Genomic DNA, 18,676 nt, shown 5'->3' with positions numbered 1-18,676 from the left:
TCAACAGGCCGCTACCGGTTTAGCCTAAAATATCGACCAATTCACCGCGCACCATATGTGGACTCACGAAGTCAGTGATTTTTACGGTGACAAATTTACCCATCAAATCTTTTTTCTGTTGTTCAGTGGCTTTAAAAAGTACAGAACGGGTGTTGTCTGCTGTGCCAAGCAATTGCTCTGGATAGCGATCAGCGATCTCTTCTACCATTACTCGTAAGGTTTTACCCACCATTTCCTGGGTTTTCTTCAACGTAGAGTCAACGATGACCTTTTGGAAGATGGCCAGACGCTCTTTTTTAGTCGCAAGGCTCACATCATCGGGCAGCTCGGCAGCTGGTGTTCCAGGACGTTTTGAATAAATAAAGCTATAAGAGTGATCGAAGTCTAAGTCTTTGGCTAAATTTAAAGTGTCTAGGAAGTCCTCTTCGGTCTCCCCTGGGAAGCCGATGATAAAGTCACTGGACAAATGCATATCAGGGCGCACCGCCATCAGTTTCTTGATCTGATTGATATACACATCGATGGTATGGTTGCGTTTCATGGCCGCCAAGATTTTATTTGAGCCACTTTGAACCGGCAGATGTAAATGTGATACCAACTGTGGTAGTTTGGCATAGGCTTCGATGATGTCATCAGTAAATTCAAGCGGATGGCTGGTGGTATAGCGAATACGCTCGATACCATCCACGTGGGCCACATAATGTAATAACTCAGCAAAACGGCAAATGCTCCCATCGTCTTTTTCACCGCGATAGCCGTTTACGTTTTGACCTAGTAAGGTAATTTCGCGCACCCCTTGTTCAGCCAAGCTATCAATTTCGGCCAACACATCATCTAGTGGCCGTGATAGCTCTTCGCCACGAGTGTAGGGCACCACACAAAATGAGCAATACTTTGAGCAGCCTTCCATGATAGAAACGAAGGCACGATACCCTTCTACTTTTGGCTCAGGTAGGAAATCAAACTTTTCGATACTTGGGAACGACACGTCAACCGTACCGATACGGTCTTTGGGTTTTATATTACGCTGAGTTGTTGATTTGTCATACAGCTCAGGCAATCTGTGAAGAGTTTGTGGTCCGAACACTATGTCGACATAAGGAGCACGCTTTTGAATGTTATCGCCTTCTTGTGAGGCCACGCAGCCACCCACACCGATAACCAAATCAGGATTGTCTTCTTTCAACTTGCGCCAACGGCCCAGCTCAGAGAATACTTTTTCTTGCGCTTTTTCGCGAATAGAGCAGGTGTTCATCAGCAGCACATCGGCTTCTTCGATATTGTCAGTGACCACCATGTCATGAGAATCACCCAACACGTTACCCATTTTTTCTGAGTCATATACGTTCATCTGACAGCCTTGGGTGGCAATATAAACTTTCTTTTTTGCTGTGCCAGTAGGATGGTTGGCTTGAGCTAAGCTATCCACAGCTAGGCTTTCAGCTGAGTGTGAATTATCCGTTGGTTGCTGACGAATAGTTTTAGGGTCAAATAAAGTAGCACTCATATTAAGCAGTCCAAGATGATAGTCGTTAAAGGTTATTAAATTGAGATAATAAAGAGGGTATAAGATAGATACAGCGATAAAGATATCGGTAAGGGATGCCGACTTAAATGGCAATAATTGGGCGTTATTATAACATAAGCTAAAGGGGGTTGAGTGGTAAAGCTATGTAGGTTGTTTCAGTCTATGGTCAAATAATGTTAAGGTTTATCCCTGTCTTTTGATTGCTGTAGATGATATCTGTATTTTCGATAAAATACGGTAAGCTGGCTGAGATTTATAGAGTCGATTGTTAAAAAATTAAACTTTGTAAGCAGCCTTGCAACATCAACTTACATAAAGCATTTTGGCTCACCCAGTTTGTTGCCTATAATCTAGACGAAGGCGTGTTTTGATTTTAATGAATTAACTTTTCTAATTATAAGACTGTATCTATGCTAAAAAGAACTTTTACTAATAAATTACCACAAAAACTAAATACTAAGACCAAAGCACGTGGTTTTGGGGTTAAGGCACCTGTTGTTGCCTCATTAGCGCTTATGGGTATGACCCAAATTGCTTGTGCTCAGTTATCTTGGCCAGGTAGCAGCCCCAATTATAGTAATGACACCAGCATTAATTATTTTAATGAAGCCTTAGCAGCGGGCGAGCGTCGAGATTCAGGAGCTTTGTATCAGTACGAGCAAATGATGGGGAATGGTTTATTTGCTATGTATCCGGCTTACTGGCGTCTAAACAATGACATCTCAACTTTACATCCCAATGTGGTCACCCAGTTCGCCAGTCAGTATAGCGGCAGTGTTATGGCAGAGAAGCTGGCTGCAGACTATGCAGAAACTAAAGCTCAGTCTGGTGATTATAATGCCGTGCGTCAAGTGGCCAATTATGTGCATAATGCTGACGACAGTGAAAAGTGTGCTGTGGCGTTAGGCTTTAACAATGGTGGCGATGCCATGCGAGCGATTGCCTTAAAGCCTGATGTCTGGTTAACCACTAAGAAGCAGCCGGCTTTATGTAGCCAATTGGCCACTGAAATGAATGGCAACCCGATGATTAATAATACTGACCGTAAACAGCGTTTATTGCGTATGTTACGTGTTGGGAATACCGGCGATATTATGGCTTTAGCACAATCATTGGGAACCCCAATTGCTTACAGCGAGCTGAGTGAGATTCAATTAAATCCTTCAGCATTCTTAACCCGCTTTGGCAACCAGCCCAATAGTGTAAAAAATCAGTACTTATATCTTTATGCCATCGGACGTATCGCCGATAAATCTTATCGTGAGGCAGCCGTGCAGGTAGATTACGATATTAAGCAAGACAATAATCGTCCCCAAAAACTTATTAATGAAGAAACCCGTCGTTACGCCTATCGTATCTTGGGTGTAAAACGTATGTATTATAATACTGATGATGGCTTTAATGATGAGGCGATTACTTGGTTCCGTAACAGTTTAGGCGAATCCTTTAACTATGAAGAAGCGGAAGACTATGCCACCGCAGCCATTCGTTTTAGTCAGTGGAATGATTTAATTAATGCCATTGGCAGTATGGACAATGCGGTCCAAAAAGAAAATATCTGGCAGTATTGGTTGGCCCGTGCTTATGAGCAAGTTGGGGATGGTAATAAAAAGGCTTTGGCGCGTCAAATCTATCAGCGCTTAGCCAATAACAGTGATTATTACGGTCTCTTAGCCAAAGACAAAGTTAATCAACGCTTTAACGCTGGTAGTACCGCTTTGCCGAATGTGGCTAGCAGTGATACCAATCGCATGCTTAATGACCCGCACTTTGCTCGTGCTTTTGCCTTATATAATTCAAGTGCAAGCCGTACTTATGCCAACCGTGAGTGGAATTGGGCGGTGAAAAAAGCGCGCGATAATAATGACAATAAAATGATTGTTGCCGCTTCTAAATATGCTCATGATTTAGGCTGGCTGGACCGCTCTATTTATGCTATTGATACTACAGAGGGGTTAAATGCCTTTAGTCTATCGCACCCGATGCCGCATCAAGATCAAGTGGTTCGTTATAGCCGTCAAGTAGGCATTGATCCGGCATGGGCTTACGGTATTATGCGTCAAGAAAGTCGCTTTGTTAGTACCGCACGCTCAGGTGTGGGCGCCAGTGGTCTAATGCAGATTATGCCAGACACTGCCAAATATATTGCCCGCAACCTTGGCGAGACTTACAGTGCTAGCCGTGCCAATAGTGGCGATACCAACATCCGTTACGGTACTTGGTACATGAGCGATATTATGGGCAAACTGTACAACCAGCCGGTACTGGCCACAGCAGGCTATAACGCCGGTCCAAATAAAGCCAAGCGTTGGCAACCTGTTTATGGCTCACTGGCTGCGGACCAATATGTAGAAAGTATCGCTTATCCTGAAACTCGCAACTATGTTAAACGAGTGATGGAAAACGCTACTATTTACAGCAGTCTCTTGGGCGCCAACATGCCTATTTCACAGCGCATGGGCACCATCCCAGCTGGTTATTAATAGTGAAAGTAAGGGATAGCAAAAAACAAACTTGCTATCCCTTATTTATTATTAATATAGAGATAAATAGGTTTGAGCAAAATTTTGAAAGGTGCTACACTTTTACCGCATTAAAAATGTATAGCGCTTTATAAACTAGGCATTGTCAATCCGCTACGATTTTTTTAATTGAATACTTGTGGTCTTACGATGATAAGTAATCAGTTCAAAGAGTCTTAGATTAGGTTGACACTCTGGTAGTGATAGGATGCATTGCAAAGTGTGCTTTGTGGCAGATTAAACAGCGGTTTAATTGGCCTACTACATTTGAGAAAAATGTACCATCACTTGCTAATGGTTGCCTAAACATGACAAGTTATTGTCATAATCCCATGGAAAACAACCTCAAAAAATCTCTAGGAGAATTAAATGAAACAACCTGTTCGCGTTGCCGTCACTGGTGCTGCTGGTAATATTAGTTATGCTATGCTGTTTCGTATTGCTTCAGGCGAAATGCTAGGTAAAGATCAGCCTGTTATTCTACAGCTTTTAGAAATCACACCAGCACTTGACGCCCTAAAAGGGGTTGTTATGGAGCTTGAAGATTGTGCCTTCCCACTATTAGCAGGCGTGGTTCAAACTGATGATGCTAACGTTGCATTCAAAGATGCAGACTATGCGTTACTAGTTGGTGCTCGTCCTCGTGGTCCTGGTATGGAGCGTAAAGACTTACTAGAAGCCAACGCTGCTATTTTCTCAGCTCAAGGTAAAGCTTTAAACGAAGTGGCTAGCCGTGATGTTAAAGTATTGGTTGTAGGTAACCCAGCTAACACTAACGCTTTGATCGCTCAGCGTAATGCTCCAGATCTAGATCCACGTAACTTCACTGCTATGACTCGCCTAGACCACAACCGTGGCTTAGCTCAGCTAGCTGAAGAAACTAACAGCACTGTTAATGACATCAAAAAAATGATCATTTGGGGTAACCACTCATCAACTCAGTACCCAGATCTAACTGAGTGTACTGTTAATGGTAAGCCAGCTCTAGATCAAGTTGATCGTGATTGGTACGAAAACAGCTACATCCCAAGCGTACAAAAACGTGGTGCAGCAATCATTGAAGCACGTGGTGCCTCATCTGCAGCCTCAGCAGCCAACGCTGCTATCGCTCACATGCGTACCTGGGCACTAGGTTCTGATGAGAATGATTGGGTTTCTATGGGCGTTTATTCACAAGGTGAATACGGCATTGCTGAAGGCCTAATCTATTCGTACCCATGTACTTGTGCTAATGGCGATTGGAAAATCGTTGAAGGTTTAGATGTATCTTCTGATTTCTCACAAGAGAAAATGAAAGCGACTGAGCAAGAGCTTGCTGAAGAGCGTGATGCGGTAGAACATTTACTTCCATAAGTGAGTAAAATATTCTAAGCACAACCTTTAAGTAAAAAGAAGCCTGCAAATTTGCAGGCTTTTTTTATGGCTAATTTTATGAATATTGATTACTTGTAAAAAACGCAAAACGCTACCTTATTAACACAACAGTAAAGCTTCTATATATTTTTAGCACAGTAAACTTTAAGCTATTTGCTACAATCAATAATAAGCACTAAAGATTAGAAGGGATTACAACTGGCTAGAAACTAAGTTCTAAATAATAGTTTTAGAGTTATAAATAAACAGCCAGTTAAACTAATAATATTTAAACTAAAAACGGTCAAATTAAAAAGCAGTTAAATTAAAAGAGGAAGCATTATGTTAGGTGAACCAGAATATACTTTGAATGAATTATTTGCGCAGTTAGGTCTTGAGAGCTCTGATGAAGCCATTGATAAATTTATCAGTGAGCATAAGTTAGCTAAAGAACAGTCTTTAACAGATGCGGATTTTTGGACCGACTCACAACGGGCTTTCTTAAAAGAAGAATGGAAGCGTGATGCGGCTTGGGTAGAAATTATTGACGAACTAAATGTTCGCTTACATCCTACTGCCTAAGTATTTTTAAGGCTAAGTTCTGTTAACACAAAGAGTTCTAGAGTTAGTAACCTGTAATAAAATATAAAAGGCCTTCTAATATTTAGAAGGCCTTTTTTAGTACAAGTTATTTGGCTTATTATTGAGTATAGCTATTTTGAATATAGCTGTTACTGGTAGTACCAAAAGAAGTCGAGCTGGCTGCATAATTGGCTGCCGGATAGCTTGGTTCAGAAGTAGTGGCCGCCACTGTATTAAATGAGGAGCCACTGGTCTTATATAAGCTATTATAACGATTTAGTACTCTTTGAACGTAGTTTCGGGTTTCTCTAAAAGGAGGGATACCGCCATACTTATCTACGTTACCTTCGCCTGCGTTATAGCCTGCCAAGATATGTTCAACTTTTCCGTTAAAGCGTCTGCTGAGCCAAGCCACATATTTGGCGGCGCCTTCAATGTTCTCTGCAGGGTTCCAAGCGTTAACCACAGAGAAGCGGCGGGCTGTAGCAGGCATAAGCTGCATCAAGCCCTGAGCACCCACAGGAGAGCGGGCATTAGGGTTAAACGAGGACTCAGTATGCATCATTGCTTTTAGCAGGCCAGGGTCAATACCATGACGTCTGGCAGACTCAAGGATGTAATGATCGTATAAATTATTACCTGATCCAATGCTACTGCTTGAGCTAGAACCATTAGGCATGTCACTATAACTTCTAGAATTTAGAGTGCTGTAGTAGCTGGGTTCTTTGATGGTTAAGGTATTGGTCGCGGTTAAATCTGCCCCTGAGTTTGGGTAGTAGTTAACTTTGACTTTTTTTGAGTACTTATTAAAGTTATCAGAAGGATTCACATTGGTAAGCAGTACCTGACCTGAATCATCTTTGTAAATGTACATATTCCCAGCATTTGCTGCCACTATGCTTGAAGAAATTATTATTGAACCGGCAACCAAACTGGCTGAACGAGCTAGAACTTTATTCAACAATTCAGTCATATTCATTTTTCACTTATTTTTTGAGGTCATACAATTTATACATTAGAAGGGGATATAGTATTTTGTCTTAAAAGTTTACCGCTTAATAAAGGGTAACTGATAAGCTTGTTTAAACTATAAAATACGATAAGACAACGTAATATAGCACTATTAAACATTTATATCTAACAGATAATGCCTTCTGTATCCGATAGACAGCAGTTCAGAAAGAATAAGAAATATTGTTACTGAAAGTAAGTTTTAAGCCCCTGTTAGCTGTCTATTGTTAAGTGAATCATTGTTATTTTATCCCAAAGCTCCTTTAGCATTGGAGTAAATATTTGAACTCAGCGTCTATAGTTCTATAGCAAAGCCGCCACAAAGATCGGTACCCAAACTGCGGTGATTAAGCCATTGACCGCCAAACCAAAGGCGGCATACCTGCCTGCAGTATGACTAATTTGCCACGCTTCAACAGTACCAAAAGCGTGAGCTGCTAAGCCCAAAGCGAGCCCTTTAGCCCGGTCATCTTGTATGTTACGAAATAGAGGTCTTGCTACCGCGCCCCCGAGCAGCCCTGACACAATAATAATTAGATTGGCTAAGGCTAGAGGCGATTTGATGATTTCTGCCACACTTAACCCAATTGGGGTTGTCACCGAACGGGTAGAAAACGCCAAAATCGTTTCATGACTTAAGGAGAAGCCGTAAGCCATTCCCATAGGCAATAAAGCGCCCACTAAGCTGGCTATTAATACAATAATAGACAGCTTTTTAATAGGTAAACCTTTGAAGTTCATAGTGGCCAAAGGAATGGCTAGCAATACAGTCACATAGCCCAGGAGATGGTCAAATACGGGCTTAGCAACGGCATAATAATGTTCGTAGTCCCAGCTGAAGATAAATAAGAATACCAATACCAATACCAGGGCAGTAATTACCATGGGTAGGCCTGAGATTCGTTTTGATAAAATACGGGCCAACACGTGGGCAACCAAAGTCAGCATAAAAGCGGCAAATATCGTAAATAATGTGGTGCCTTCAGGCATAAGTTGTAATAAATTCATCACTTATCGCCCTTGTTATCAGTAAGGTTAAAAGAATCTGAGTCGTGCTTTAAAGAAGAGGACTCCGCTTGAGTTTGCTCTGTACCTTGAGAGGGGGCCACCGTCTGCCCATCATTAAGCCAGATGTTCGAGAGTTTTCCCAATCCCCATAAAGGAATTAAGGTACTGATAATTAAGGTCAGCATAATTCCCCAAAACTCGTCACCCAATCCGAAAATTAGCAAACCCGCTCCCGCAGATACTGGCAAAAACGCAAAGCCACTGTCTACCAATAAGGTATTACTGGCACTGGTAAGCCATTCAGGAAGTCCCACTGTAAACCGCAGTCCCATCAGTAATAAAAATAAGGCAATCAAGCCCACGATGTTACCCGCACTGGCAAAACCCAGTGCCTGACAAATCAGTACCGCACTTTCACGAATAATAATAACTATAGCCAGCGTAAAAATAATGGCTACTGGCAAGGAAATCTTTGATTTTGAAGTCGGTGATTGATTATTAGAAGAGTTTGAAGCAATGGCCATGAGTCATCCTTAATAATCGAGGCTAAAGCAATAATAATAAGTTATGAATGTTAGATTCTACCAAATCAATACAGTTAAAGGATAAGTTAATCAAATTTTAAGGAAAAAAAAGAGCCTTAAGGCTCTTTTTAATCAAAAATAAGACTAGGGTCATAACAAGCTATTGTAAAAAATAACTACATTAATCATTAGACTCTTGTTCGGTCAGTGAGGTAGGCTCTGCTTCCAACTCATAATCAGCGAGATCTTCTTCTAGATTCGAGTCAGATAATAACGCTTGTTCGGCTTCTTGCTTTAGCTCTTGTTCAAAAGGCTCAAGCTTAGGGATTAACAGTTCAGCTTGCTCTTTTGGCAGTACTGCAAAGGGATCAATGTTTGACTGACCTAACAGTTGCTGTAATTTATCAGCGGGGAGACGTAACGTTAAAATCTCATGACCGGACTCATCATAGCTTTCTTGCTCTACCACATCTAAGCGGTATAACTCATTTTTCAGGTTGCCAGCATCATAAGGTAGGGTTAACTCAAAAGTACTTAACTTACCCGTTAGCAGCTGTTGCACGGCCGTGGTAAGCATACTCATCCCTAAATCCGCCTTGGCAGAGACGTAGACTCGGCTTGGCACCCCAGGCTCACTATAATTAATGTGGGCAGGTTCCCCAGTTAAGTCAATTTTATTGTAAACGTTGAGCACGGGGACATCGCTATTAATTTCAGCCAGTACTGATTTAACGGCTTCAATTTGCTCATGCATGTCTGGACTCGATGAGTCAATAACATGCAGCAATAAGTCAGCCTCCAATGTCTCTTCTAAGGTGGCATGGAAAGACTCAACTAATTCGTGGGGCAAATGACGCACAAAACCTACGGTATCTACCAATACAACGCGGCCAACACCTTGCCAGTCTAAGCGTCTAAGCGTGGGGTCTAGCGTTGCGAATAGCTGGTTCGCGGCATAGATATTTTCATCGGCCAAGCGGTTAAACAAAGAGGATTTACCAGCGTTGGTATAGCCCACTAAAGAGACGGTCAACACATCAGATTTTTGACGCTTGGCTCGACCTTGAGCGCGAGTCTGCTTCACCTTGTCTAATCTGGCTTTTAACTGGGTCACTCGAATTTGTAGTAAGCGTCTGTCTGTTTCTAACTGAGTCTCACCTGGACCACGTAGACCAATCCCCCCTTTTTGGCGTTCTAAGTGAGTCCAACCTCTTACCAAACGGGTAGCTAAGTGATTTAATTGGGCCAACTCAACCTGAAGCTTACCTTCATAGGTACGGGCACGCTGGGCAAAGATATCTAAGATAAGCCCAGTGCGGTCTAATACCCGGCATTGCAATAACGTTTCTAGGTTTCGTTCTTGAGATGGGGTCAGGCTGTGGTTGAAAATAACAATATCTGCTTCCAAAGCTTGAACTTGTTCAGCAATCTCCTGAGCTTTACCACTACCGATAAAGTATTTGGCATCGGGTTTTTGTCTGGATCCTGTGATCACAGCTAACTGCTCAGCTCCAGCAGAGTCTACTAAAAGTTTAAACTCCTCTAGATCATCTGGGTCTGAGATTTGTCTAATTTCTAAATGTACTAAGATGGCGCGCTCACCACCTTCGTGTCTGTCAAAATACTCCAAAAATATCCACCTATTATTAAAATTTAAGAGAGACAACCTGATCTAAGTCTCAAACTATTGAGCAATCACTAGGTTGTTATGTGCTATTAATGCCGTTAAATGAGTGAAATTAAAAGGGGTAAGGGTGAAAATAGTACAAATATAAGACAATAAAGGCAGAGGATATCAAAATCAGTGAACAGTTGATTACTGTAATTAATTTATTTGATATACTTAGCTGTCGTAAATGTTTTTGGCTGCGATAAGCAGTTGATATTGTCGAAGCCCTGATTTTTATTCTTTTATCACCAGTTTAGTGCGGACCTTGCTATGAGTTTGAAATCTAAAATTAAAGATGCCTTTAAATCAACTACCAAAAGCAGCATTAAGCGAGGTAAAACGGTCATGGGCTTAGTAGATACTGTGGCTGGAGGTTATAGAGCCGCAACCAAGATTGACGCTTGGCGTGAGCCGCCAAGAGACATTTTACCCAAGTACATTCAAGCCTTCTGCCGTAAGTCTGCTCGAGCCTTAGGGGTAGAGGTAATTGAGGTGGAGCCGGTGCCAAAAACCCATGCTTTATGGGCCTCAAATCATATTTCTTGGATGGATGTCCCTGTTGTGGGAAGCGTAAGCCCCGCCTTTTTCTTATCCAAAGCAGAAGTGGCAAAAATGCCGGTGATGGGTCCTTTGGCAAAAGTAGCAGGGACTTTGTTTATCAAACGAGGGTCAGGGGACGCCGGTTCAGTCGCCTCGCAAATGGCCACTTTCTTAGAGATGGGTTATTCGGTGATGTTTTTTCCAGAAGCCACCACAACAGATGGCCGACAAATAAAGAAACTACACGGTAAATTGCTACAAGCGGCTATGGATGCCAATAAGCCGATCCAGCCAATCGTTATTTGTTACATTAACAAAGAGGGTGAGCTTGATGATACCGTGCCTTATTATGGCGGTATTAGGTTAAAGGACAGTTTGATGAGTGTCATTGATGGCGATTTAGTCACAGCCTACGTGCTTCCTTTACAGCCTTTATATCCAGAAGATAAGACTCGTGATGAGTTGACCGCTGAGCTACAGGAGCGTATGCAGTCAGGGTTAGAGGAGTTGCACAGTCGCGTGGTAAAGAGCCAACAGAACAAGTTGAAGTGACAATCACAACATAATTGTAATAAAAATAGATGAAAACAGTGACATATTAAACATATTTTACCGCTATAGTGGCGCCTAACTGATTTAATAAAATGCAATAAAGGAAGTTTTATGCAAAGGCGTTCTCTAGCGACAGATACCCCTGAAAACCAACGAACAGAGGCTTCTACAACGACAACCAAAACAATGACCTCTACTCGCAACACAATGAAAAGTAAAGCGAGCAAAGTGCTAAGCAATCAATTGGCCAAACAATTGCGCCGCGCTCAAGTGCTAAAAGGCATGAGTGAGACCATGGTCGGTGGTTATCGTGCCATAACCAAAGTAGACGGTTGGGGAGAAGTTCCGAAACGTGATGAGCTGCCACGCTACAACAGAATTTTTTGTCGCAATATGGCCGCCGCTTTTCATATAGAGGTAGTGGCGGTCGAGCCTATTCCTGATACTCATGGATTATGGGCCGGCAATCATGTGTCTTGGATGGATATTCCGGTGATGGGCAGTATGGTGCCTGCTTTTTTCTTATCCAAGGCTGAGGTCGAGAAAATGCCAGCGTTTGGGCGACTGGCCCGTGCTTGTGGGTCGTTGTTCATCAAACGGGGTTCAGGAGATTCAGGCAAGGTTGCTGGTCAAATCACTGAGTTTTTAAAAAAGGGCCACTCTGTTCTTTTTTACCCTGAGGGCACCACTACAGACGGTACTCATATCAAGAAGATATATGGGAAGTTATTACAAGCAGCGATGGATGCTGACAAGCCCATCCAGCCTCTTGTGGTCTGTTATGTGAATGATAAAGGGGAGTTGGATGATCAGGTTCCCTTTGTGGGCGACACCTCTTTTACCAAGAGCTTCTTAAATGTTATGGATAGTGGCCCAGTTACCGCTTATATCTTGCCCCTTGAGAAAATTGAGATTACCGGTAAGACCCGTGATGAGTTAACCGAACTACTGCATCAAAGTATGCAGCAAGGCCTAGAAGATCTGCACAGCCGAGTGCTTAAAAAAGCTGCTGATTCTATGGCTTCTAACTCTGATACTGATAGTACGGCAGATAATGCAAGGTCAGTTGCTTAGGTCTGTTATTTAGAGGCTATAACTATTTTATAACGGCATAGCTAACAGCAGATGTAAAAAACCACTGGTTACTTTAAGTAGCCAGTGGTTTTTGATTTATAAAGTTAAACGTATTACTTCAGAAGCTCTTTAAACAAAGCGCCCAACTCTGATATTAATTTCAACGGAATATCAGAATGTGCCTAAGGTGAGGGGTTGGGCTGCTCATTATGTATCGCATCAATGGCTTCTAACACATCGGTGCTTAGCTCAAGATTGATACTGTCAATATTTGACTTAAGTTGCTCAATTGAAGTGGCACCAATAATATTGCTGGTGACAAAATGACGGCTGTTTACAAAAGCTAAAGCCATTTGCGCCATATCCAGTCCGGCATCTTTAGCAATACGAGCGTATTGAGCGGTTGCCCATTTAGCCTCTTCATTGGTATAGCGCTGGAAACGATCATATAGGGTCAGACGCGCGCCTTCAGGCTCTTTTCCGTCTAAGTATTTGCCAGATAAAACCCCAAAACCCAAAGGGGAATAAGCGAGTAGACCGACATTCTCTCGGTGTGCTACTTCTGCTAACCCAATTTCATACAGACGGTTAAGTAGGCTATAAGGGTTTTGTACGCTGATAGGGCCTTTTAAGCCATTTTTCTCAGCTTCCCACAGATAGCGCATGACGCCCCAAGTGGTTTCGTTAGACAAGCCCCACGCTCTAATACGCCCTTTTTTGATTTCATCATTTAAAGCTTCGATGGTCTCTAAAAAAGGCGTTAAATCTGACAAGTCTTGCTGCGCCATCGGTTCGGTATAACCGCGGACACTAAAAAAGTTGGCTTCACGCTCGGGCCAATGTAGCTGATACACATCAATATAATCGGTCTGTAGACGTTTCAAGTTGCCATCTAAAGCTTCTGAAATGTGTTTGGCATTAAAACGGGTTTTTCCCTCACGCAAAAACCCCATGGGTGATATCTTACTCGCCAGAACTACTTCATCACGGCGTTTGTTTTTAGCAAACCAAGTACCCATAAAGCGCTCGGTATCACCTTGCTTGTCTTCAGCAGGAGGAGAGGGGTACATCTCAGCGGTATCCCAGAAGTTGACGCCTTGCTCTAAAGCAAAGTCCATTTGCTCGTGGGCTTGAGCTTCGCTATTTTGTTGCCCCCAAGTCATGGTACCCAAACAGATTTTGGAAACCTTGTCACCAAGTTGGGGCAGGGTGGTGTATTTCATATTTGATCCCTTATTATTTATGGTCTTATTATTTACTATCTTATTGAGTATCTGTTAAAGGCAGCATTAACCGCTACATTAACTGTACGCCTACTTGGCCAGGAGGGGTAACCTTAAAGATTTGTACTTTAAATAATAGGGGTTGGCCGGCCAGAGGGTGATTAAAGTCCACTTCTACTTCATCTTCAGTAACTTTGCTAATTACACCGGGTAGGGTGTTTTTGCCCTTATCTTCAAACTCAATCATCATCCCCACTTCTGGATTGGCTGCAGTTAAAGCAAATTGAGTCCGGCTAAAAGTTTGAACATTGTCTTTGTTCCATTCACCGAAGGCTTGCTCAGGCTCTAAGTGAGCGGTACGGGTATCACCAGCACGCAAGTTATTTAGTACGCTTTCAAAACCTGGCAGTAAGCTTTCATCACCAATAGTTAATCGCACCGGCTCAGGACGGTTAAAAGTTGAGTCAATCACAGTACCATTTTCTAGAGAAACTTCAAAATGAAGCTGTACCTGACTGCCCTGGGTGATACGCGTATCTTGATTGGGGTTGATAAAGGTAGCTGAGTCTGCAGAAGTATTAGAATTATTCATAGTTAAGTCACTTATGGTCATTTTAAAGGGAATATTATTCCACTATATATAGGCTATGATAGTTTATCATAAAGCACGAAGTTACAGGTTTTGGTATCCACAAAACTGGTCAGCAAAATATTATTAAAGACTGCCCCTTGAAACTTGGCAGGAATGACCTAAAATAGAGAACTTCAAAGCGATTTATTGCGAAATCTCAAGGACAACAGGTACTTGAGTATTCTGCAATAAGTCTATATAATATAGTGTCCGAAAAATGGGTAAGCTGTCGAAGCATTTGTGATAAGCTTAACATGGCAATGAGATTTTTCTTACCGCCATCACAAGTTTAAAGTGCAATTGACGGCTTGGTAGCCCATTTTTTTGTATTTAATAAACGGGAGAAGGATGCCTTATGGCAACAACTAACCAATTGATTCGTAAGGGTCGTAAAGTATTAAAGGAAAAGTCTGGCGTTCCTGCTTTACAATCATGCCCACAACGCCGTGGTGTATGTACTCGTGTATATACTACTACTCCAAAGAAACCAAACTCAGCCATGCGTAAAGTATGTCGTGTACGTTTAACTTCAGGTTATGAAGTATCTAGCTACATCGGTGGTGAAGGTCATAACTTGCAAGAGCACAGTGTTGTACTAATCCGTGGTGGTCGTGTTAAAGACTTACCAGGTGTACGTTATCACACTGTTCGCGGCGCACTTGACTGTGCAGGCGTTAAAGACCGTAAGCAAGGTCGTTCTAAATATGGTGCTAAGAAGCCTAAAGCTTAATTAGCAAATAACTAATAATATGCATGGGTTCGGTGTTCTGCAATTAGCAAACATACCACCATGCAGTAAGGCTGGCTGGTAACCATTTAAAACCTATATTCGTATATGGTTATGAATGCCAGACACCCCTGAAGACAAGGAAATTTATTATGCCAAGACGTCGTGTCGTCGCTACTCGTGAGATCCTACCGGATCCAAAATTTGGTAGCCAAACAATTGCTAAATTCATCAACCACATAATGGTTGACGGTAAAAAATCTACTGCAGAACGTATCGTTTACGGTGCATTAGAGCAAGTTGCAGAAAAACGTAACATCGAAGATCCAGTTGAGTTCTTCGAAGAAGTACTTGAAAACGTTCGCCCAATGGTTGAAGTTAAAGCTCGCCGTGTTGGTGGTGCTACGTATCAAGTTCCTATGGAAGTACGCCCCTCCCGTCGTACAGCTTTAGCGATGCGTTGGTTAGCTGACGCTGCTTCTAAGCGCTCTGAAAAATCTATGGCTTACCGTTTAGCGGGTGAGTTATCAGATGCCCATGAAGGTAAAGGTAACGCTGTTAAAAAGCGTGACGAAGTTCACCGTATGGCTGATGCGAACAAAGCATTCTCTCATTACCGCTTCTAATTTAAGCGCTTACTTTATAATTGAGTGCGCTTAAGCTGTAACTGAGTAATAGAAAGACGATTATTAAGATTTAAGGCTATTAGGAATCAAGATTCATAATAGCCTGTAACAATAAAAAGTTACATAATATATGGTTTGCTTAACTGCCTAATTTGGTAAATTACAGTGAACGATATAACCGTAATAGCGTTAAGTTTTGAGAAATAATGGTGAGTTGGGAAAACTGCCTACAATACAGTCAGTTTTATTCTAGCTAATCGATGATTTAGCCATGAGTGCTCAAGCTGAAAGTCTGTATAGTCTCCATCAGCCTCAGTATCATAAAACTGTCATCTTTTGAAGCTACTCTAGCCTCCTGCCTATCTCGAACTATTACAACGAAATAAATTATAAAGACATTCCATTAGGAAAAAATTATGGCACGTGCAACCCCCCTAAACCGATATCGTAATATTGGTATTTCAGCACACATTGATGCTGGTAAAACAACCACGACCGAACGTATTCTATTCTATACCGGTGTAAACCATAAGTTAGGTGAGAGCCATGATGGCGCAGCTACTATGGACTGGATGGAACAAGAGCAAGAACGTGGTATTACCATTACCTCAGCAGCAACCACTTGTTTCTGGTCAGGTATGGGTCAGCAATTCCCACAGCATCGTATTAACATCATTGACACCCCGGGCCACGTTGACTTCACAATTGAAGTAGAACGTTCAATGCGTGTACTTGATGGTGCATGTATGGTTTATTGTGCGGTTGGTGGTGTACAGCCTCAGTCTGAGACTGTATGGCGTCAAGCTAACAAATATCATGTACCTCGCTTAGCGTTCGTTAACAAAATGGACCGTGTTGGTGCTGACTTCTACCGTGTTAAAGAACAAGTTAAAACACGCCTAGGCGGTAACCCAGTAGCTATGGTTATCCCAATTGGTAAAGAAGATGACTTCGAAGGTGTTGTTGACTTAATCACGATGAAGGCCATCTACTGGGATACTGAATCTCTAGGTATGAAGTATGAAGAGCGTGAAATTCCAGCTGAGCTTCAAGACAAAGCGGAAGAGTATCGTAGTGAATTAGTTGAAGTTGCTGCTGAAGCAAACGAAGAGCTAATGAACAAATATTTAGAAGGCGAAGAGCTAACTGAAGAAGAGATTCATGCCGCTATCCGTCAGCGCACTATCGCTAACGAAATCATTCCAATGTACTGTGGTACTGCCTTTAAAAACAAAGGTGTACAGAAGATGTTGGACGCGGTAATTCAGTATATGCCAGCGCCTCAAGATGTTCCTGCTATTAGAGGTATCTTGAACGACAAAGATGAAACTGAAGGCACTCGTGAAGCTTCTGATGAAGCGCCATTCTCAGCACTAGCGTTCAAAATCATGAACGACAAGTTCGTTGGTAACTTAACCTTCGTACGTGTTTACTCAGGTGTTATCAAGCAGGGTGAAAGTGTTTATAACCCAGTTAAGATGAAGCGTGAGCGTATCGGTCGTATCGTACAGATGCATGCTGAATCACAACAAGAGCTTGAAGAAATCCGCGCTGGTGACATCGCTGCCTTAGTTGGTATGAAAGATGTAGGTACTGGTGACACGCTATGTGATGAAAAAGAAATCATTACTCTAGAGCGTATGGAATTCCCTGATCCTGTAATCAGTCTAGCTGTTGAGCCTAAGACCAAAGCTGACCAAGAAAAAATGTCAGTAGCTCTAGGTCGTTTGGCTAAAGAAGACCCATCGTTCCGTGTTCACACAGACGAAGAATCTGGTCAGACAATCATCAGTGGTATGGGTGAGCTTCACCTAGAAGTACTTGTTGACCGTATGAAGCGTGAGTTTAAAGTAGAAGCTAACATCGGTGCTCCACAAGTTGCTTACCGTGAAACTATCCGTGGTACAGTTGAACAAGAAGGTAAATTCGTTCGTCAGACTGGTGGTCGTGGTAAGTTTGGTCACGTTTGGTTACGTCTAGAGCCTCTAGATCTAGATGAAGGTCCTGAGTACGAATTCTCTGAAGAAATCGTTGGTGGTGTTGTACCAAAAGAGTACCACAGTGCGGTTGATAAAGGTATTCAAGAGCGCATGAAGAACGGTATCCTTGCTGGTTACCCAATCGTTGGTGTTAAAGCGACACTATACGATGGTTCTTACCATGACGTTGACTCGGATGAGCTATCGTTCAAAATGGCTGGTTCTATCGCATTCAAGAAAGGCTTCATGAATGCTAACCCAGTACTACTTGAGCCATTAATGAAAGTTGAAGTTGAAACTCCAGAAGAATACATGGGTGATATCATGGGTGACTTAAACCGTCGCCGTGGTATGGTTCAAGGTATGGACGACTTACCTGGTGGTACTAAGCAGATCCGTGCTGAAGTTCCATTAGCTGAAATGTTTGGTTATGCAACTAACCTACGTTCACAGTCGCAAGGTCGTGCAACATACTCTATGGAATTCCAAAAGTATGCTGAAACACCTAAGTCTGTAGCTGAAGATATCATGAAGAAATTCTCTGGCAAAGATGACGACGACGAGTAAGATAGATTAAGTTAAAGTGTAATGAGAAGAGTAGCCAAACACTGGCTACTCTTTGAAAACAAAAAGTGATTACAAGTTGTTAATATTCCTAAGCGGAATACATTGTAAGTAGTTGATGAATTTATGACCAATTACGTATCAAGGGCTTGTCATCCACTATTGTTTTCTTATATCATTTGCGACTGACTTGATCACCATTTTTAAAGATCATAATTTGAAGAACCTTATTTTCTGACAGCCCAAAAGTAAATAGTGTTATTTATGACAATTATTTATCCGCTGTCTTAATTGAATTAGTATTAATAAGAGGACATACTCATGGCAAAGGCCAAGTTCGAACGAAGCAAGCCACACGTTAACGTTGGTACAATCGGTCACGTTGACCACGGTAAAACTACCCTAACAGCTGCTATTGCTACTGTTGCTGCAAAAACTTCAGGCGGTGAAGCGAAAGATTACGCTGCAATTGACTCAGCACCAGAAGAAAAAGCACGTGGTATTACAATTAACACGTCACACATTGAATATGACACAGCTGACCGTCACTACGCACACGTAGA

16 protein-coding genes are annotated in these 18,676 nt (G+C 42.2%); 9 read left to right on the top strand and 7 right to left on the bottom strand.

Annotated features, from left to right (window positions below):
* Nucleotides 1-19: 19 nt before the first annotated feature.
* Entirely contained in the window at nt 20-1,507 is a 1,488-nt protein-coding gene (miaB, locus tag B3S92_RS11635) for a tRNA (N6-isopentenyl adenosine(37)-C2)-methylthiotransferase MiaB (protein ID WP_296206312.1), read from the bottom strand.
* Nucleotides 1,508-1,938: 431 nt separating this feature from the next.
* On the opposite strand from miaB, the gene B3S92_RS11630 reads away from it, so the two are divergent.
* The 3 genes from B3S92_RS11630 to B3S92_RS11620 all read left to right on the top strand — a co-directional run bounded on the left by B3S92_RS11630 (nt 1,939) and on the right by B3S92_RS11620 (nt 5,985).
* A complete protein-coding gene (locus B3S92_RS11630; RefSeq protein WP_414707031.1) occupies nt 1,939-4,011 on the top strand; it encodes a lytic transglycosylase domain-containing protein in 2,073 nt (690 codons plus the stop codon).
* 408 nt (nt 4,012-4,419) lie between these two features.
* A complete protein-coding gene (locus tag B3S92_RS11625; protein WP_296206310.1) occupies nt 4,420-5,403 on the top strand; it encodes a malate dehydrogenase in 984 nt (327 codons plus the stop codon).
* Nucleotides 5,404-5,745: 342 nt separating this feature from the next.
* Nucleotides 5,746-5,985 (top strand): DUF2789 domain-containing protein, encoded by a 240-nt coding sequence (locus B3S92_RS11620; RefSeq protein ID WP_296206308.1) that lies wholly within the window; start codon nt 5,746-5,748, stop codon nt 5,983-5,985.
* A gap of 118 nt (nt 5,986-6,103) precedes the next feature.
* On the opposite strand, the gene B3S92_RS11615 is transcribed toward B3S92_RS11620, so the two are convergent.
* From B3S92_RS11615 to hflX, 4 genes are all read right to left on the bottom strand, one after another.
* On the bottom strand, nt 6,104-6,958 hold the full coding sequence (locus B3S92_RS11615) for a lytic transglycosylase domain-containing protein (protein WP_077451510.1): 855 nt from the start codon (nt 6,956-6,958) through the stop codon (nt 6,104-6,106).
* Nucleotides 6,959-7,299: 341 nt separating this feature from the next.
* Entirely contained in the window at nt 7,300-8,004 is a 705-nt protein-coding gene (locus B3S92_RS11610; RefSeq protein WP_296206305.1) for an LrgB family protein, read from the bottom strand.
* Entirely contained in the window at nt 8,004-8,528 is a 525-nt protein-coding gene (locus tag B3S92_RS11605; protein WP_296206303.1) for a CidA/LrgA family protein, read from the bottom strand. Before B3S92_RS11605 ends, B3S92_RS11610 begins: the two co-directional genes overlap by 1 nt.
* Before the next feature lie 181 nt (nt 8,529-8,709).
* Complete coding sequence (gene hflX, locus B3S92_RS11600; protein WP_296206301.1) at nt 8,710-10,158, bottom strand: ribosome rescue GTPase HflX; 1,449 nt, start codon at nt 10,156-10,158, stop codon at nt 8,710-8,712.
* Nucleotides 10,159-10,467: 309 nt separating this feature from the next.
* Here hflX and B3S92_RS11595 point away from each other — a divergent pair, with 309 nt between their 5' ends.
* Together B3S92_RS11595 and B3S92_RS11590 are read left to right on the top strand one after the other, a co-directional pair.
* A complete protein-coding gene (locus tag B3S92_RS11595; RefSeq protein ID WP_296206298.1) occupies nt 10,468-11,289 on the top strand; it encodes a lysophospholipid acyltransferase family protein in 822 nt (273 codons plus the stop codon).
* 111 nt (nt 11,290-11,400) lie between these two features.
* Nucleotides 11,401-12,363 (top strand): lysophospholipid acyltransferase family protein, encoded by a 963-nt coding sequence (locus tag B3S92_RS11590; RefSeq protein WP_414707030.1) that lies wholly within the window; start codon nt 11,401-11,403, stop codon nt 12,361-12,363.
* A gap of 182 nt (nt 12,364-12,545) precedes the next feature.
* On the opposite strand, the gene B3S92_RS11585 is transcribed toward B3S92_RS11590, so the two are convergent.
* Complete coding sequence (locus B3S92_RS11585; protein ID WP_296206296.1) at nt 12,546-13,586, bottom strand: aldo/keto reductase; 1,041 nt, start codon at nt 13,584-13,586, stop codon at nt 12,546-12,548.
* Nucleotides 13,587-13,659: 73 nt separating this feature from the next.
* On the bottom strand, nt 13,660-14,178 hold the full coding sequence (locus tag B3S92_RS11580) for an FKBP-type peptidyl-prolyl cis-trans isomerase (protein WP_296206294.1): 519 nt from the start codon (nt 14,176-14,178) through the stop codon (nt 13,660-13,662).
* 394 nt (nt 14,179-14,572) lie between these two features.
* On the opposite strand from B3S92_RS11580, the gene rpsL reads away from it, so the two are divergent.
* The 4 genes from rpsL to B3S92_RS11560 form a co-directional block, all read left to right on the top strand.
* The gene (gene rpsL / locus B3S92_RS11575) at nt 14,573-14,947 is read left to right on the top strand and encodes a 30S ribosomal protein S12 (RefSeq protein ID WP_007395523.1); all 375 of its coding nucleotides are present in this window, start codon (nt 14,573-14,575) and stop codon (nt 14,945-14,947) included.
* A 149-nt stretch (nt 14,948-15,096) separates the two neighbouring features.
* Entirely contained in the window at nt 15,097-15,570 is a 474-nt protein-coding gene (gene rpsG, locus B3S92_RS11570) for a 30S ribosomal protein S7 (RefSeq protein WP_296206289.1), read from the top strand.
* Between the two features lie 416 nt (nt 15,571-15,986).
* A complete protein-coding gene (gene fusA / locus B3S92_RS11565; RefSeq protein ID WP_296206287.1) occupies nt 15,987-18,116 on the top strand; it encodes an elongation factor G in 2,130 nt (709 codons plus the stop codon).
* A 318-nt stretch (nt 18,117-18,434) separates the two neighbouring features.
* Nucleotides 18,435-18,676, top strand: a 242-nt coding sequence (locus B3S92_RS11560; RefSeq protein WP_296206284.1) for a GTP-binding protein, incomplete at its 3' end; no start/stop codon positions are given.

The sequence above is a fragment of the Psychrobacter sp. UBA3962 genome, assembly GCF_002385225.1.
Taxonomy (GTDB): domain Bacteria; phylum Pseudomonadota; class Gammaproteobacteria; order Pseudomonadales; family Moraxellaceae; genus Psychrobacter.
The sequence above is the reverse complement of the archived record's forward strand: the minus strand, read 5'-3'. Positions and strand labels throughout refer to the sequence as shown.

Coding starts and splice junctions, on each gene's coding strand:
- B3S92_RS11585 (WP_296206296.1), bottom strand. CDS start 13,586: ATGAAATACACCACCCTGCCCCAACTTGGTGACAAGGTTTCCAAAATC.
- rpsL (WP_007395523.1), top strand. CDS start 14,573: ATGGCAACAACTAACCAATTGATTCGTAAGGGTCGTAAAGTATTAAAG.
- B3S92_RS11590 (WP_414707030.1), top strand. CDS start 11,401: ATGCAAAGGCGTTCTCTAGCGACAGATACCCCTGAAAACCAACGAACA.
- miaB (WP_296206312.1), bottom strand. CDS start 1,507: ATGAGTGCTACTTTATTTGACCCTAAAACTATTCGTCAGCAACCAACG.
- B3S92_RS11610 (WP_296206305.1), bottom strand. CDS start 8,004: ATGAATTTATTACAACTTATGCCTGAAGGCACCACATTATTTACGATA.
- fusA (WP_296206287.1), top strand. CDS start 15,987: ATGGCACGTGCAACCCCCCTAAACCGATATCGTAATATTGGTATTTCA.
- B3S92_RS11630 (WP_414707031.1), top strand. CDS start 1,939: ATGCTAAAAAGAACTTTTACTAATAAATTACCACAAAAACTAAATACT.
- rpsG (WP_296206289.1), top strand. CDS start 15,097: ATGCCAAGACGTCGTGTCGTCGCTACTCGTGAGATCCTACCGGATCCA.
- B3S92_RS11625 (WP_296206310.1), top strand. CDS start 4,420: ATGAAACAACCTGTTCGCGTTGCCGTCACTGGTGCTGCTGGTAATATT.
- B3S92_RS11620 (WP_296206308.1), top strand. CDS start 5,746: ATGTTAGGTGAACCAGAATATACTTTGAATGAATTATTTGCGCAGTTA.
- B3S92_RS11615 (WP_077451510.1), bottom strand. CDS start 6,958: ATGACTGAATTGTTGAATAAAGTTCTAGCTCGTTCAGCCAGTTTGGTT.
- B3S92_RS11580 (WP_296206294.1), bottom strand. CDS start 14,178: ATGAATAATTCTAATACTTCTGCAGACTCAGCTACCTTTATCAACCCC.
- B3S92_RS11605 (WP_296206303.1), bottom strand. CDS start 8,528: ATGGCCATTGCTTCAAACTCTTCTAATAATCAATCACCGACTTCAAAA.
- B3S92_RS11595 (WP_296206298.1), top strand. CDS start 10,468: ATGAGTTTGAAATCTAAAATTAAAGATGCCTTTAAATCAACTACCAAA.